This window comes from Thermostichus sp. MS-CIW-25 (genome assembly GCF_054060015.1).
In genome coordinates, this window is sequence record NZ_JBSSCS010000004.1 from 85282 (window position 1) to 99841 (window position 14560).

The 14560-nt window shown below is 59.4% G+C and carries 13 protein-coding genes and 1 riboswitch; of the genes, 10 read left to right on the top strand and 3 right to left on the bottom strand.

The features are described 5' to 3' along the window. The first annotated feature begins 125 nt into the window (after positions 1–125). The 6 genes from ACVWZ1_RS02790 to ACVWZ1_RS02815 all read left to right on the top strand — a co-directional run bounded on the left by ACVWZ1_RS02790 (position 126) and on the right by ACVWZ1_RS02815 (position 4719). Positions 126–398 (top strand): hypothetical protein, encoded by a 273-nt coding sequence (locus tag ACVWZ1_RS02790; protein ID WP_457465983.1) that lies wholly within the window; start codon positions 126–128, stop codon positions 396–398. A gap of 74 nt (positions 399–472) precedes the next feature. Further along, complete coding sequence (gene hisIE / locus ACVWZ1_RS02795; protein ID WP_457465981.1) at positions 473–1168, top strand: bifunctional phosphoribosyl-AMP cyclohydrolase/phosphoribosyl-ATP diphosphatase HisIE; 696 nt, start codon at positions 473–475, stop codon at positions 1166–1168. Positions 1169–1175: 7 nt separating this feature from the next. Beyond that, positions 1176–1802, top strand: a complete 627-nt coding sequence (locus ACVWZ1_RS02800; protein WP_457502458.1) for a DUF1997 domain-containing protein — start codon at positions 1176–1178, stop codon at positions 1800–1802. 46 nt (positions 1803–1848) lie between these two features. Beyond that, a riboswitch (Fluoride riboswitch) is annotated at positions 1849–1954 on the top strand. Positions 1955–2099: 145 nt separating this feature from the next. Further along, the gene (locus ACVWZ1_RS02805) at positions 2100–3758 is read left to right on the top strand and encodes a cation:proton antiporter domain-containing protein (protein ID WP_457465978.1); all 1659 of its coding nucleotides are present in this window, start codon (positions 2100–2102) and stop codon (positions 3756–3758) included. 131 nt (positions 3759–3889) lie between these two features. Beyond that, positions 3890–4135 carry a hypothetical protein gene (locus tag ACVWZ1_RS02810; protein ID WP_457465977.1) on the top strand — a complete coding sequence of 82 codons (246 nt, stop codon included), beginning with the start codon at positions 3890–3892 and terminating at the stop codon, positions 4133–4135. Positions 4136–4383: 248 nt separating this feature from the next. Next, entirely contained in the window at positions 4384–4719 is a 336-nt protein-coding gene (locus tag ACVWZ1_RS02815; RefSeq protein ID WP_457502459.1) for a hypothetical protein, read from the top strand. Positions 4720–4774: 55 nt separating this feature from the next. Here the strand turns inward: ACVWZ1_RS02815 and ACVWZ1_RS02820 are convergent, their stop codons facing one another. From ACVWZ1_RS02820 to ACVWZ1_RS02830, 3 genes are all read right to left on the bottom strand, one after another. Continuing rightward, complete coding sequence (locus ACVWZ1_RS02820; protein ID WP_457502460.1) at positions 4775–7069, bottom strand: glycosyltransferase family 2 protein; 2295 nt, start codon at positions 7067–7069, stop codon at positions 4775–4777. Positions 7070–7129: 60 nt separating this feature from the next. Then, on the bottom strand, positions 7130–9064 hold the full coding sequence (locus tag ACVWZ1_RS02825; RefSeq protein ID WP_457502461.1) for a cellulose biosynthesis cyclic di-GMP-binding regulatory protein BcsB: 1935 nt from the start codon (positions 9062–9064) through the stop codon (positions 7130–7132). A 151-nt stretch (positions 9065–9215) separates the two neighbouring features. After that, complete coding sequence (locus ACVWZ1_RS02830; protein ID WP_148202691.1) at positions 9216–9617, bottom strand: cupin domain-containing protein; 402 nt, start codon at positions 9615–9617, stop codon at positions 9216–9218. Between the two features lie 270 nt (positions 9618–9887). Between ACVWZ1_RS02830 and ACVWZ1_RS02835 the strand changes: the two genes are divergently transcribed. The 4 genes from ACVWZ1_RS02835 to ACVWZ1_RS02850 all read left to right on the top strand — a co-directional run bounded on the left by ACVWZ1_RS02835 (position 9888) and on the right by ACVWZ1_RS02850 (position 14545). Continuing rightward, positions 9888–11528 (top strand): hypothetical protein, encoded by a 1641-nt coding sequence (locus tag ACVWZ1_RS02835; protein WP_457502462.1) that lies wholly within the window; start codon positions 9888–9890, stop codon positions 11526–11528. Then, the gene (locus ACVWZ1_RS02840; RefSeq protein ID WP_457502463.1) at positions 11525–12655 is read left to right on the top strand and encodes a hypothetical protein; all 1131 of its coding nucleotides are present in this window, start codon (positions 11525–11527) and stop codon (positions 12653–12655) included. Before ACVWZ1_RS02835 ends, ACVWZ1_RS02840 begins: the two co-directional genes overlap by 4 nt. A 139-nt stretch (positions 12656–12794) precedes the next feature. Then, on the top strand, positions 12795–13607 hold the full coding sequence (locus ACVWZ1_RS02845) for a hypothetical protein (protein ID WP_457402323.1): 813 nt from the start codon (positions 12795–12797) through the stop codon (positions 13605–13607). Between the two features lie 101 nt (positions 13608–13708). Further along, positions 13709–14545 (top strand): universal stress protein, encoded by an 837-nt coding sequence (locus ACVWZ1_RS02850; protein ID WP_414351493.1) that lies wholly within the window; start codon positions 13709–13711, stop codon positions 14543–14545. The last annotated feature ends 15 nt before the right edge of the window (positions 14546–14560 follow it).

The following is a 14560-nucleotide window of genomic DNA, read 5'->3' on the forward strand; positions in this document are numbered from 1 at the left end:
ATACAGCCATTCCGCAACAGAGGGTCTATCCTGGCCGAAGAAGTCCGGCTTGCCTCTAGCCCTGGGGGCTAAGTTTGCTGTTTACCCTGCCGGTGGTGCTTAGGAGAGGTGTGCTGAGGGAGGTCATGACATCTGCTGCTGAAGGGGGGGCCGAGAACCCTGGGGCGACCTGGGTAATGGAGAAGCGGATTCTCGGCAACCCGGCTGATCCCCTGCGGTCGGCTGTCCAGCTCGAGCCGGGCATGTGGGTACGGCTGTTGTATCCTCCTTCTGTTAAGGGGAGGCTGGGGATCGTCCTCACCCGTGAAAACCGCGACCGCTGGCTGGTGACTCTGGCCGGTGAGGGAGAAGAGGTGGTCCTGTCCCTGGCGGCACGGGAACTGGTACCCCTTGGCTGAGGTTGTCAAGGATATCTTGGCGAGGGCTGGTTCTGTTATCCTGTTCTCAATGCGGTTTTTCAGGTCGCTGCTCTATGGTTGCTGCTCTGGCCTTCAACCCTTCCTCGGATCCCCCTCGATCGCTTCTGCCCGAGGAGATCACCTGGCTGGGCAGCCTCAGCTACAACGAACAGGGCCTGATCCCGGCCATTGTGCAGGACTACCTGGATGGGACGGTGCTGATGGTGGCCTGGATGAACCGGGAGTCGCTGCAGAAAACTTTGGAAACGGGCCGCACCTGGTTCTGGAGCCGGTCTCGCCAGGCCCTGTGGCCTAAGGGGGAAACTTCCGGTCATGTGCAGTGGGTCAAGCAAATCCGCTACGACTGCGACGGCGACGCGCTGGTGATCTTGGTGGAGCAGGTGGGAGATGCGGCTTGCCACACGGGGGCGCGCAGTTGCTTCTTCCGCCCACTGCCAGGGGATCAAAGGGATCCCATCCCGGCAGCAGATACTCTGTCTCAGGTGTTTGCTGTGGTGAAGGCCCGCCAGGCGGATCCCCGTCCCGATTCCTACACCAGCAGCTTGCTAGCCAAGGGGGAAAATGCCATTTTGAAGAAACTTGGCGAGGAGACGGCTGAGGTGGTGATGGCGGCTAAGGATCAAGACCGCGTGGCTTTGGCCCGTGAGATGGCCGATCTCTGGTACCACTGCCTCGTGGCTCTTGCTCATTATCAGGTGGATATTAAGGATGTCTATCGCCAGCTCCAAGCCCGCCGTTCCGCCAAGTGAAAGGGCCGTGTCCTCCGAAGGCGGCGCCCCTGATCTTCTGGATCCCTCTCTGGACAAAGCCCACCTGGATTTGCGAGCCACGCGGTGTGGACAAGTGGATCTGGAGACGGATCGGGAGACCTTGGCCCGTTACCTGAGAGGCCACGCCCAGTGGATCCAGCGGTGCTTCAGGCCATTGCAGGTGGAAGCTTTGTCTGCCGAGACTTACAGGTTGCAGTTTTTCCGCATGGGCGGGCTGGGGTTTGAGCTGGAGCCCAGTTTTGGGGTCAAGATCTGGCCGGATAAAGATTACCGGTTTTGTCTGACCTCGATTGAGTTGCCCGGCGATGAAGGAATGCCTTACCGGGTCAGCTGCCAAGCCGATTTCCAGCTGGAGGAGCTACAGGGATCCCTGAAAGACCTGCCCACCACCCGTGTTCACTGGGCTCTTCATCTGGAGATCTGGCTGGCTTTGCCCAGGTTTTTGCAGGTTCTGCCCCGCAAGTTGGTTTATCGGGTGGCCCATCAAGTGGTGCAGCAGGTAACCCGGGGTATGAGTGACCGCCTCACCCACAATGTGTGCAGCGATTTCTATCGCTCTATTGGGTGTCCCGATCACCCCTATCGCTTAATTGCAGTGGAAGACAAAGCGTGATATCTTAGGTGCCAAGTAAGTTGCCGGTCAGCTTTCGAGTAGTGCTCCGGCAACCGGCGATGGAGTTCGCCGCAACCGCCTCACTTGGAATTTTTCTATAGAGGAAGAGGGTTCTAACCTCAAAAGCTGAGGCTGATGACTCCTACACTTCTGGGCAAGTCCAGGGGGTAGGGGTCTTTGGCTTTGTTTGAGGCCCCACCCTGCGGACGCGATGGTGCTCCCACTCCTGACGCGGATGGCTTTTTCTCCCTGGGCTGCCCTTCAACACCCTGACGACAAGGAGATGAGGATCTGGTGATGCTGGGCAGTTGGCTGTGGATCTTGGTGATGGGCTTTTTTGTCGGCCAAATCGTGGGTCGGCTGGGGATGCCCCCCCTGCTGGGGATGATCCTCGTGGGGATCTTGCTGGGAGATGTCCTATCCCCGGAGGTGCTGGCAGCGGCGGGGGATCTGCGGCTGGTGGCGGTGATGATCATTTTGATGAAGGCGGGCCTGGGGCTGGATCGGGAGAAGCTGGCCCAGCAAGGGTCTGTAGCCCTGCGGCTGGGGTTTTTGCCGGCAGCCTGCGAGGCGGTGGCAGTGGCCCTGTTGAGCACTGGGATCCTGGGGTTGGACTGGCCTACCGGTTTGCTGCTGGGCTGTGTGATCGGGGCAGAGTCGCCGGCTGTGATCGTGCCGGGGATGTTGCGCCTCAAGAGTTTGGGCTGGGGGGTGGCCAAGGGGATCCCGGATGCTATTTTGACCGGCAGCGCCCTTTCCGATGTGCTGCTGCTCTTAGGGTTTAGCCTGTTGCTCAGCTTTTTGGGCCAGGGCTCTGCAGAGAGCGTTCGCCTGCTGGGGCTGGAGCTATCGCCGCTGCAGTGGCTGCCGTTCCAAGTGGGGATGGAGATCCTGCTGGGCATAGCCATAGGCTACCTGGGGGCGCGGGTTCTGGTGTCGCTGCTAACCCAACAAAACTGGACTCGCAACAGCGTGCAGGAAGTGCTGCTGGCTGCCTGTATGGCCCTGGGGCTGGTGCTGGCGCCGCAGGTGTGGCCCTATTTTTCCGGCTATCTGGCGGTGATGGCCATGGGGTTTTTTCTGATTGAGCTGGATGCCCCTTTGGCGCGGCGGCTGCGGGGTGGGTTCGATGCCCTCTGGACGGTGGCGGAGATCGTGTTGTTTGTGCTACTGGGAGCGTCGCTGGATCTGGGGGTGCTGGGATCCGTGTTTTGGCCGGGCTTGCTGCTCTTGACCTTGAGTCTGCTGCTGGGGCGGGGCCTGGGTTGGTGGCTTTCCACTCTGGGAAGCAATTGGAACGGGCGGGAGCGGCTGTTTTTGCTACCGGGCAACATGGCCAAGGCGACGGTGCAGGCGGCTATTGGTGGGATCCCTTTGGCCCAAGGGATCCCCGGTGGGGAGATCATTTTGGCTTTGGCGGCTCTGTCGATTTTGGTCACGGCCCCCCTGGGTGCTTGGCTGACCCAGGTGTGTGCTCCCCGGCTTTTGGAAAAAGGAGAGGTGGATCCCACCAAGGTAGGCAGCCAGGGCAAGGTGAGCTTTTTGGCAGCGGTGGACACCTCCCCTTTGGCCGAAGCCGTGCTGCGCAAGGTGGCCGATTTGGCGCGGCGGGTGGATGGGGAAGTGATTGTGTTGCATGTTACCGATGAGCCGCAGGGGAAAGGGGTAGAACTGTTGCGGCAACTCACCCAGCGTCTTTTGGCGGACATTCGCCACCAGTTTTGCTTGGCCTCGGGGCCCTTGGCAGAGACCATCGTAACCCTAGCTCAGGAGCGGCAGGTAACCGACATCGTCATGGGCAAGCGGGGCCACCGCGGCTGGGAGCAGGTTTTGGTGGGATCCACCTCCCAGGCGGTGTTGGAAACCAGCTCCATCCCTGTCATTTTGGTGGAGCTTCCTCGGGATGAGCGGCAGACTAGCCTCTCTAGCTTGTCAAGAGGGGAGGACTCAAAGTAGGGATTACCCCAGGACCAACTTTGGATCCCGGGCGAGACCCTAATCAAGGGAACACTAAACTACGCTGGGCATGAATACGTTTGACTTACGTTGAAAACTCTAGCTCGCTGGGAGTTGCGAGGAAGTCAGTTGTGCCAACGAGCCTCCCTTTCCTAATTGTGAACGGCTTTTTGGCACCGGTGAACCCGGCCAATCCCCAGGTGAGCGGGATCCCAGGGGTAACGACGGGCAACTTGCGCTTTTTGGAGCTGGCGGTGCCCAACTACAACGTTATTGAAGTGTCCGGCAGCCGCTGCACCATTCAAATCAAAGGCCCTACCGGCAGTGTTTTGACGGATCCCTTAGGGCGAAGGGGGGAACTGAATTTGCCGCAATGAGAAGTCGGCCAGACCGATGCGGGAGCTTCGCCGGATTTCTGGTCAGAATTGAGGGATCCCTGCTCTACTCGGGATCCCTTTTTTTCAGCATGAGATTCTTAAGATCCTTAACGTGATCTGAATCATTCGGGAGAAACGGATCTGGGTGCTAGAGTGTGGGCGTTGAGGTGGATCCCTGTAGAAAATCTATTCTTTCTCCGTTTTTCAGTAGGGAGGGCAGTCTTATGGCTTCGATGCGGGGCTGGTTGATGGCAAGCTTAATAGGGGCAGCCACGGTTGTTGGGGGCGCTGCCGCTTGGGCTCAGAGCCGTAGTTTGTGGCTTCTTAATGGACAATCGACCGTAGTTACAGGCTATTTCTACCGAGGTGAAAACATCTGGGCGCAGTGCGACCAGGATTGCTTCGATGTGGATCTAGTGCTTTACGATACCAGCGGTCGGGTGGTGGCTGCAGATGAACTGTTGGACGATTTCCCCATCGTGCAGGCGCCCTACGAGGGCAACTTTTCCGTCAAGGTGATTATGGCTAGCTGTCTCCACCCCCGTGGTTGCGCTGTGATCGTAGATTCGGACTACAGCTTCTGAGGGGTGCTGGCTGGCCTCACTTCGTCGCCACTGCTTGGGAAACCGATTCAGTAGCCTAGGCTGCTTTATGAGCAGCTTCCTGGACTTTGGCATGGGTAAACTTGCTCAGCCCGTGGATGGTCTTTTCCCAGTAGAAGGGCTTGGTAAAGAGCTGCCACAGAGCCATGTAAGCTGCCATAGAGTGCAGTTGCCAGTAGATGGGGTTGAGCAGGGCATAGAAGGCCAGATCGTAGTACCCTCGCCGGAAAACGGCCACCAAGTTGAGGTAAATCCCAATGGCGTTGCCCACCAGGAGGTTAAACAAGCCCAGATAAACCAGCCAACTGGGAAATAGGTTTTGCAGCCAATGGGCGCGGGTGAGCAGCCAGTAAATAAACAGCAGCCACATGATGGGGCTGGTGAGAAAGGTAAAGAAGCTGCCCCCGATAAAAAATTGGTAGGATAGCCAGTTTTTGAGGCCCAGCTTGCGCAAGGAGCGCAGGGGGTTGCGGTTGTGGACCAGCCAAGTTTGCATGTAGCCTTTGATCCAGCGGGAGCGCTGCCGGATCCAGTTTTTAACAGCGCAGTTGGCCTCTTCATAAGTGGTGGAGTTGATCACCCCCACCGTATAGCCGTGCTGGCTGGCGCGGATGCCCAAGTCGGCGTCTTCAGTGACGTTGAACGGATCCCATCCCTGCAGCTCCCGCAGGCGGTCGGTGCGAAAGTGGTTGCTAGTGCCTCCCAGGGGGATGGGCATTTTCAGAGTTTCCAAACCCGGCAGAAGATAATCAAACCAATAGGAATACTCCAGGGTGAACATGCGGGTGAGGAAGTTCTCGTTGCGGTTGAAATAGTTGAGGGCAGCCTGGACGCAGACCAAGCTGGGATCCCCTTTCTGGAAGGCGATGACTGCTTTTTTGAGTTGGTCTGGGTCAGGAATATCTTCAGCGTCGTAGATGGTCAAGTATTCGCCGCGGGCAAAGGCCAGTCCATAGTTACAGGCTTTGGGCTTGGTCTTGGGTTTGCTGTCGGGCACCAACAGCAGGCGCACGTAGCGGGGGGGCTTGGCAGCTCGAGCTGCCTCAATGGTGTCTCGGTCGTTTTCTTCTAGCAAGATGAGCACATCCAACCGCTCGTGGGGGTAATCCAGCTTAGAGAGAGACTTGATCAAAATTGGCATCACTTCCGGTTCTTTGTAGACCGGCACCAGGATGGTGTAGATGGGCAAGGTGCGGTCATCGAGGGCGGCCACTTCTTCATCGGTAATCTGGTGGAAGCGATCGGCGGATCCCACTAGGCTGAGCAGCAGTTTGAACAGGATCGAAGCGACGTAAAAAAGATTGATCAGCAGCACCAAGATCGTTAGAGTCGTCCAGGGAGCAGTGGCCAATCCCCAGAGCAACAGCAGCAGCAGGCCGTAGCCCACCGCAATCTGGGAGGGGGTAAACACCCGCGAGGCCGATTCCTCCGGCAGGCGGGCCATGAGCTTGTACACAGCTTCTTGGCTCAGCTTAGGTCCTTGATCCTGGCTGAGAAGCTGCGTGATATCCTGCTCGGTGCCCAGCACCTTTTCAATCCGCAAGCCTGGCCGCCAGCTGTAGAGCAGCTCATCCACCGCCCAGTCCAGGGGGTCATTGACCATCACTGTAAGGGTGTGCTCATCCGTCCAGCTCAAGGGGTAGAAGAGGTGGCGCATCATCACCTCGGGATCAAACTGCCGGCTCAGGCTCTCGTCGCGGTGGAGCAGCCCTGTCCCCATTAGTTCTGAGACAGCGGGGTAGCCCAGCAAATGGGTTAGGATGCTGAGATACTCGGGGGTGGAGAGGTAGCTCAGCCGGGTCAGCACCTGCCCCAGGCTGGAGCCGGTGCGGCGGCGGATCTCCAAAGCCTGCTGCCACTGCTCTAGGGTAAGACGGCTGCCCAGCAGCTCGGCGGCCAGCTTGCGCTCAAGGATGACCGTCAGGATCTGCTTTTCAGTGGCTGGGATCTCCCAGAGTTTTTCTGCTTCCGGGCACAGGTGTTTCACAGACTGCCAAATGGCGGGGAAGCCCGGCTCTTCTGTGGCCACCACAACAGTTTGCGGGTCAAGCCAACCACAGGGCAAAAAGCGCACCGGCACCAAATCAATAGGCTCAATCAGCCAAGGCAGCTCTGGATCTAGGGAGTGCTTGAGCAGCCAGTCTCTCAGCCTAGGCCGGTCCAGAATCTGGCGACACAAGTTGACAAACTTGCCCGGGTGCATGACTCGCAAGCTCCAAAGAGCCCTAGGCAAGGAGCAACTAGCTGCTTCGCGATACTCCTCAGCCTCAGCCAATTGCTGCCGGGTGAGGTAGCCTGTCTGCACCAGCCAGGACTTAATCGACTGCAGCATGGCCTCGAAGTTTGGGTTTGGCTTCAGTCTGGCTCAAGCAGAAGTCGATGACTAGCCCCCCTAGGAAAGGGTGGGCGACTCAGGGCGGCGGGCCAAGCGTTGGTAGGTATTCCAGGCTCCTACTGCCAGCAAAAGGGCCAGCAGCAGCACTAACCAATAGCGGTATTGCCACAACAAAAGCTGCCAACTGAAGCGACCAGGGTAGCGCACTCGATAGCCTGCCGGCGTGAGATCCCAGCTTTGCACTTGGGTGAGATCGGGGGCAGCGGCATAGGCGGTGAGCACGTTTCCCTGTAGCTGGTTGGCCAGGCGGGTGCGCGGATCGGCAAGGCCGCGGCTGAGGCGCTCTGCCAAAGCCGGGTCAGATCCCCACCAGGAAAGCCAAAGGTTCGGCTTACCTTTCAGGAGAAAGTACTGCAAAAGGCCGAGGTTTTCTTGAGGCTGAGCTGCCAGGGCAACCTGCTGGTTCAGGGGATTGATGATTTCAAACTGGGATCCCAACCGGATGGGGCTGTTGAGCTCCACCTGCTCCGGCCCAGCTACGATCACCTGCCAGGCAAAGTTCTCTGCTTGGAGTTGGGATTTCCCCTCCGGCAAAAACTGGAGGGTGGGCAACAAGGGCTGTGCCGACAGACGACCAAGGGCACCCAAGAGATAAGCAGTAGCTGGCAGCAACTGGGGATCCCCTACCCACACTTGGCCGGATCCTCGAAGCACCGCCGGGATCTCCTGCAGCTCGCCGCTAGGGGCTTGGTAGCCGCTCCAGATAAAGCCAGAGCTATCGGAACGCACTTGCAAAGTCAGCGGAGTCAGGGATCCCTGGCAATTACCGGGGCTGGCGCCATAGTCAAAGCGGAGCTCCAGTTGATTAAAGCGGCGCAGCAGGCGGGTGGGCAGGGTCACAGTTTCGTTGAGCTGGGTGCGGCCTGTCAGGTTGTAGGTGCGCAACAGAACGCCATTCAAGAACACGTAGCCGGTGAGGCGATCCCCCACTCGGCCATCCACCGGGTTCATAATGACGTCTAGTTGCGCCGCCAGATCCCGCGGCCGCCCCCCCAATTGGGACAGGTTGAAGTTGAAGACCAAAGACTGGCTGCCAAACCCCCGCAACATGGGATCCACGATCCCCAGCTCTCGCAGGCTGAGGCGGTTGGCCCTGAGCGCTCTCTCCAGATCCGCCACCCTTGTCACCTGGATGCCGCGGCTGACCAGCCCCGCCCGCTTCCATTCTTCATAGAGAGCAAGAATAGCTTCCCGGCGGGCGGCCACTCGCAGTCGGGATCCCTCTGGGGTAATTTGATGCTGCAAGTGGGGGGTGAAGTCCGCCGGCTCCAAGATCACCTGTGGCCCTTGCGCCGGACGATTGCTCCACAGGATAGGCGTTTGCGGAAACAGATGAGAAAGCAAGCTGTAGAGCCAAAGGGCTGCTTCCGCCGCTTCAGGAGTGAGGTCAGCCGGCACCACCAGAGTAAGCTGAGGGTACAGCCGACGCAGAAAACCGGCCACTGTGGCATCGGGAGCGCGGGGCACCAGCTCAAAGAAACTATCCCGCCCTACCGTCAGCAGCAAATTGCCGGTATTCAAGTCGGCGCAAATATCGTCGCTGATGCTCAGGAAAGGCTGCACCGACAAGGTGATAAAGCGCTCGCCAGCGGCCAAGCTGGGGATGGGCACTCGCACCACCGGCTCCTGCCGCAGATCTTGCACCAGGAAGATACCCGCCAGCTCGTCATTGATCAGCACCCGCACCGTGGACGTAGGTTTCAACACCGGCGAGGGATCCAGCCGCAACTGCACAAAGCTGGCCTCGGGGTCAAGGCCGTTGAGGGGGACAGGGACAGTAACATCCAGGCGCGGGTTGGATCCCTGCAGCAGCACCGAGCGGTCGTAGCCCAGCCTTTGCAGAGAAATGACTTCCGCTGCGTGGACAGCCGTCGGCCCGCAACACCAAAGCAAACCGGCAACCCACAAAGCCCACTGTCTTGCCTTCTGCATCACCTTGACCCCCTCTTGTTGATCCCCAACTTGTTTGAGGCAGGCAAGCCCCTTGGCCCACCTGACCCAAGTTTGCCCGACATGCAGAAATCTGTAAGCTTTCGGGGGTCTTTACGCACAAACCGTAGATTCGGATGCCCAGGGGATCCCTTTACTGGCGGGCGTAGTCATCCTCAAAGCGCACAATGTCGTCCTCCCCGAGATATTCCCCGTTTTGCACCTCGATCAACACCAAGGGAAGGGTGCCGGGGTTTTCCAGGCGGTGCTTGGTGCAGGGGGGAATGTAGGTGGACTCGTTGGAGCTCAGCAGCATCACCTCTTCTCCACGGGTAACCTTCGCTGTGCCCCTGACCACGATCCAGTGCTCGCTGCGGTGGTAGTGCATCTGCAGGCTGAGCCGATGGCCAGGCTTCACCTCGATGCGCTTGATCTTGTACATCGGGCCTTCATCCAAAACCCAGAAGGATCCCCAGGGACGGGTCTCTGCTTGAGAGGGCACTAGCTCAAGCGCTGGAACTGCTGCTTCATTCACGTCCCGCACAGCCTGCAACATAAGATCATGTCCTTGCAAAGTCGTCCCCATCCTCTCTCAGAATCCGAGACCTCCTCATCGACAATATGGCTGAATTGGCCTACGCCAAAACTCGTAGATAAAGTCTCTCAGGCCAGGGAATGCTAATCTAGCCCTGTGTCCAGTTCCCAGACACGTCAGCCCATCCCCATACTTTTTTTTCTGAAACTTGTTCTCATCAGACAACTCTTAAGGCTTGATTCGCTGTTGAATGAGTTGCCTTCTAACTTCTTGAAGTCGTTAAAGCAACCCATGTTTCTCACCAAGCTCAGGGCTTTCTTGCGGCTCTTCGGGTCTACCGGGATCCTGTTTCTGCTGCTGGCTGGCCTTCTGTGGGGTTTGAAGGAAGGCTGGAGCTGGGTGAGCTTGGAGATGCAGTTTCTCGGCTACAAGGGATCCGTGGCCGCCTTGGGGCCGGATCCGCGCCTGCCCATTGTGGGCACCACCTTTCCTCCCTTGCTGGTGCTGGCTACGGCCATTCTGGGACAATCCCCGCTGTTGTTGCAGACTGTCTTCGGCTCTCTGGTGCTGGGCTGGGTGTGGCGGCAGTTACGCCGTTTGCCGGTGGAGGTGGGATGGTGCTGGCTGTGGGGTTTGTTGATGATGCTGCAGCCAGCTTTGATCTTGATGCTGCTGCGCAGCCCTGTTTGGACAGCCACCTCGCTTTTGCTGGGGGTAAACATGGCCTTGTTGTTTCCCCTGGCTGACGAGAAACGAGCAGCGGGGAAGTCAGTGGCGGCAGGGGATGAGCTGCCTATTACCCTGAGGCTGCTGCTCGTTGGGCTGGCGCTGGGGCCCCTGATGGTGCTGCGCTGGGAAAGCGGATGGCTGCTGCCCTGGGCGGGGATGCTGCTGCTGGTGGCCTTTCGCCGAGAAGTCTGGGGGTTTCGCTGGGCCTCGCTGTTGGTGGCCGGCTTTGTCAGCCTAGCCTTGATCCTGAGCTGGCTGTATGTGAATTGGCTGTCGGTAGGGGATCCCTGGGCTTTCACCTACCAGGTGGGCAGCGGTCTGCGGCTGCCGCAATTGCGGGAAGACTTGCAGCAGGCGGGTGGCTGGCGGGGGGTGCTGGAGGCTGGGAAATGGCTGGCGGTGCTGGCCCCTGCCTATCTGCTGTTGGGGCTGGGATCCCTGCTGGGCCGAGGCCCGGGTCGCTGGGTATGGGCTCTGGTCTGGGGGATGCCGCTGGTCATCCTGCTGGCTTCTCTAGGGCAGGGGCTGTTTTTGCGGGAGCTGAGCCGCTTTGGCCTTTTCTGGGTGCCGCTGCCTTTGCTGATGGGCGCCTACTTGTGTCGCGGAGCCGGCCCCGGCTGGGCTAAGCGTCTGTTGATCACTGCCCTCTTGGGGTTGAACTGCCTCACTGCCGGTTATGGGGTGAGCCAAGAGCCGGGTTTCCTCATGCCCCTGGTGGCCGAGGAGCGGGATCTCTGGGAGCGGCTGGTGGCAGGGGTAGTGCCCCTTAGTGGCGAGTTGGAAGCTGCCCAAAACCTGTATGAAGTAACCTCTGCTGGGCAAGCCCTAGAAGACTGGCGGAGGCTGCGGCAGGAAAAGCGCCAGGTTGGGCAGTATCTCTATCGCCACCTGTTGCCCGGACAAAAAGTGCTGGTGGACGACGACATCCACTTTGAGGCTATCTTTTGGGCAAGGGATCCCCGCTCTTTCCTTACTCCTCACCAGTACGAGTTTGCCCTGGCCCTTCAGCATCCCCAGGAAAGGGTGGACTACCTCTTGGTAGCGGGGCTGGCGGATCCCTTGCGGAGCGCCGATCGCATCCTGCAATTTTGGCCTGAGCTCAATTTTGAGGGGCTGCCGGGCTTCAGGGAGGTTTATAGCTCCCCCCAAGTGCGGCTGTGGGCTCGCCAACACCAAGAGGAACCGCAGGAGGAGAGGAGATGAAAAGGAGACGATCCTGGCAGCGGCGACAGGTGCTGCAAGCGGGCGGAGCGCTGCTGGCTGCCTATGGGGTTGCCGGCTGTGGCCAGGAGTTTTTGAGTCAGCAGGGGAGTCGCAGCCCGGAAAATGCCGAGACGGGAAGCATGAACTTGTCAGAGCTGCTGGCCCGCTGGCAGGTGGGCATTGGCGAGGATCCCGGTCGCTTCCTCTGGGAAATCGAGTCGGATCCGCAGGTGGCGGCAGTGGCGCAGGGGTGGGATCCCCATTTCCTGAGCGGCTGGCTGAACAGCTTTGATCACCGCCAGGGGGATCTCTCCTTTTGGCGCAACTGGCACCAGGCCGGGCTTTTGCGGCAGTGGTTTGAGCGGGGCTATACCCTCCACATCATCACCTGGGAAGACGACACCCACCGCCCCTGCGGCGACTACCACATCTCCAAGCAGTTTGTCCAGGATGTAGCCGAATTGGCCGGCTATATCGCTCAAGCCAACCCCCAAGGCCGCCCTACCTATTGGAGCCTGGCCACGGAGTTTTCCTATTGGCGGATCCCAGCAGATACCTACAACGCTGACACTGCTTTCTACTACCAAGCCCTAATGCGCAATGTCCTCACAGCCCGCCAAGCCATCAAGGAGCGGCTGCCGGCAGCCGAAGTAGCCCTGTGCTGGGGGGGCTGGATTGCCACCTTTGACGACCCTTCCCGGGGGGCAGGCCGCAGCATGGTGGAGCCCTTTGCCGAGACCCTGAGCTGGATGGACGGGATCGCCTTCCAGTCGATGCGCCAGCGGCGGCCAGGGGAGTTTAACCCAGAGCTGAACGGCCCGGATCCCGGTAACCCAGAGCAAATCCGCCTCTGTTGCCGCCTGTTTTCCCCTATCCACTCCAACCTGATGTTGGCCCACTACGAGCCATCGATTAAGGACAAGCACCCCAGCGGCGGACGGGCCGACACCGTCCATACAGACTTTCAGCTCATGAGCCAGCCGGAGTGGCTGCAGGAAGTGTCTCAACTGGGGCTGCGGCGCTTTTCCCTCATGCACTACGGCCTCTACAAAGGGGATCCCTATGGGGCGCTGACGGCAGCGCGGCAATTCCGGGCACAGGTGGGCCTACCGGCTGCCACCTCATAGTTAGCAGTCGTTCTAGAGCTGGTTTTGTCCCGGATCTTGACCCAAATCTTGATCCTAGGGATACAATCCCCCTGAAGCTGCCGGGATCCCTGCCATGGAGAAGCTGAGATTTCTAAGGGCAAGCCTGCTGGCGAGTCTGGTGGTTAGTGCAATGCCGCCGGAGCTGCCGGCCTGGGCAGGATGCGGTTTTCCCCGCGGTGCCGGCAAGACTTTTTTTTCGCTGCAGCCGGAGGTCTATCGGCCTCGCACCCGCTTTGATCAGGGGGGACGCCTGCAGCCGGCCCTTTCGGAGTACGGAGAAACCCGCCTCAACCTTTTCGCCGAGACTGGCCTTAGCGATCAGCTCACTCTCAACCTCAACACCAGCTACGTTTTCATCGAAAATCGCTTTGCCAGCGGGGCTGACACCGTTACCCAGCGCAACCAGGGCCTGCGGGATCTGGAACTGGGCCTGCGCCATACTTGGGGGAACGGGGATCCCTTCCTTTCGGCCCAATTGACGGCCTTGATCCCGCCGGGATACGCCACCCGAGACATCCCCCTGCCCTTGGGGTACGGTGTTTTCGGCTACGATCTCAAAGTTGGGGTGGCGGCCAATACCCAGTTGGGATCCCTGCCCGCCTTTTTCGACTCCTGCCTCACGTTCCGAGATTACTTGGGCTATCCCGGGGATCGGGTCAAGGCCAACCTGACCTTCGGGGCAGACCTGACTCCTGAGCTGCAGGCCATCCTGGCCCTGGATGGGGATTTTACGTTGGGCAACGGCGCGCCTTTGTTGTTCGGGGACTTGGCCGTTCAGGATCCCGACTACGACAACCTCAAGCTTTCTGGCCAGCTCAACTGGCGGCTGGAGGGAGGGTTAACGCTGGGCTTGGGGGGGTTTCAATTCTTGACCGGTCGCAACACCAACGCCGGCGGCGGCTTTACCGGCTATGTGTGGCTAAGTTACTGAAACCAAACAAAATGTTGCAGGATATCCCCTACGGTAACAGGGATCCGCAGGGGCAGATCTAGGATGAGTCTTGGCAAACTACGGCCCGGAGAACGGATCCCATGTCTCGATTTGAGAACCTCATTGCCGCCATCGATGGCAGCGGCCCCACTGAGCAAATGGTGCATACCCTTCTGTCTCTGCCGGCCTTTGCCCAGTGCCACGTGACATTGCTGCATGCGGTGCCTTCCCAGACCTCTGCCGAGGAGATGCGGGCTGCCTGGCAAAAGGGGCAGGAACTGTTGGCCCAAACCCTGCAGACTTTCCCCCCCCGCCCAGGGCTAAAGATCAGCACGCAACTGGTGGAAGGGGATCCCAAGGTGGTGGTGCTGCAGGTGGCCGAGTCCCTGCCCAATCCGCTGATTGTGATGGGATCCCGGGGGCGCAACCGCATCATGGCCATTTTGCAGAACTCGGTGAGCCAATATGTGTTCCAGCTCGCCTCCTGCCCAATGCTGCTGGTCAAAGACGACGCCTACGTCAAATACCCCAGCCATGTCATGGTGGCCCTCAACAACTCCCCCGCTGCCCAGGCCGCCTTTGCCACGGCCCTTGACTTGATCTCCGGCATTCAAGGGGCCCAGATCTTCCTGGCCTCTGTGCAGTTGGATGCCGACAACCCAGGCAGAGATGAGGCCCTAGATCGGGCAATCGACATCCTCAAAAACCGGCAAATCGGCCACCAAGTGTTAACTGCCGTCGGGGATCCGGCTACGGAGATTGTCCGCCTGGCTGAAGAAAGCAAGGCCGATCTGCTGGTGATGGGATCCCCTGACCGCCGACCTACCATTGCCCGCAGCATTCCCGATTTGGATCGGCTGTTGGGGCGTTCCATCTCTGACTATGTGCGGGTTCACATCGGCTGCCCCGTGCTGATGGTGCGCTCCGTCCAAGACTAAACAGGACTCAAGAGC

Bases quoted from the DNA above. Each gene is read 5' to 3' on its own strand.
- ACVWZ1_RS02820 (WP_457502460.1), bottom strand. From the start codon at position 7,069: ATGCTGCAGTCGATTAAGTCCTGGCTGGTGCAGACAGGCTACCTCACC.
- ACVWZ1_RS02805 (WP_457465978.1), top strand. From the start codon at position 2,100: ATGCTGGGCAGTTGGCTGTGGATCTTGGTGATGGGCTTTTTTGTCGGC.
- ACVWZ1_RS02830 (WP_148202691.1), bottom strand. From the start codon at position 9,617: ATGTTGCAGGCTGTGCGGGACGTGAATGAAGCAGCAGTTCCAGCGCTT.
- ACVWZ1_RS02850 (WP_414351493.1), top strand. From the start codon at position 13,709: ATGTCTCGATTTGAGAACCTCATTGCCGCCATCGATGGCAGCGGCCCC.
- ACVWZ1_RS02835 (WP_457502462.1), top strand. From the start codon at position 9,888: ATGTTTCTCACCAAGCTCAGGGCTTTCTTGCGGCTCTTCGGGTCTACC.
- hisIE (WP_457465981.1), top strand. From the start codon at position 473: ATGGTTGCTGCTCTGGCCTTCAACCCTTCCTCGGATCCCCCTCGATCG.
- ACVWZ1_RS02790 (WP_457465983.1), top strand. From the start codon at position 126: ATGACATCTGCTGCTGAAGGGGGGGCCGAGAACCCTGGGGCGACCTGG.
- ACVWZ1_RS02825 (WP_457502461.1), bottom strand. From the start codon at position 9,064: ATGCAGAAGGCAAGACAGTGGGCTTTGTGGGTTGCCGGTTTGCTTTGG.
- ACVWZ1_RS02840 (WP_457502463.1), top strand. From the start codon at position 11,525: ATGAAAAGGAGACGATCCTGGCAGCGGCGACAGGTGCTGCAAGCGGGC.
- ACVWZ1_RS02815 (WP_457502459.1), top strand. From the start codon at position 4,384: ATGGCAAGCTTAATAGGGGCAGCCACGGTTGTTGGGGGCGCTGCCGCT.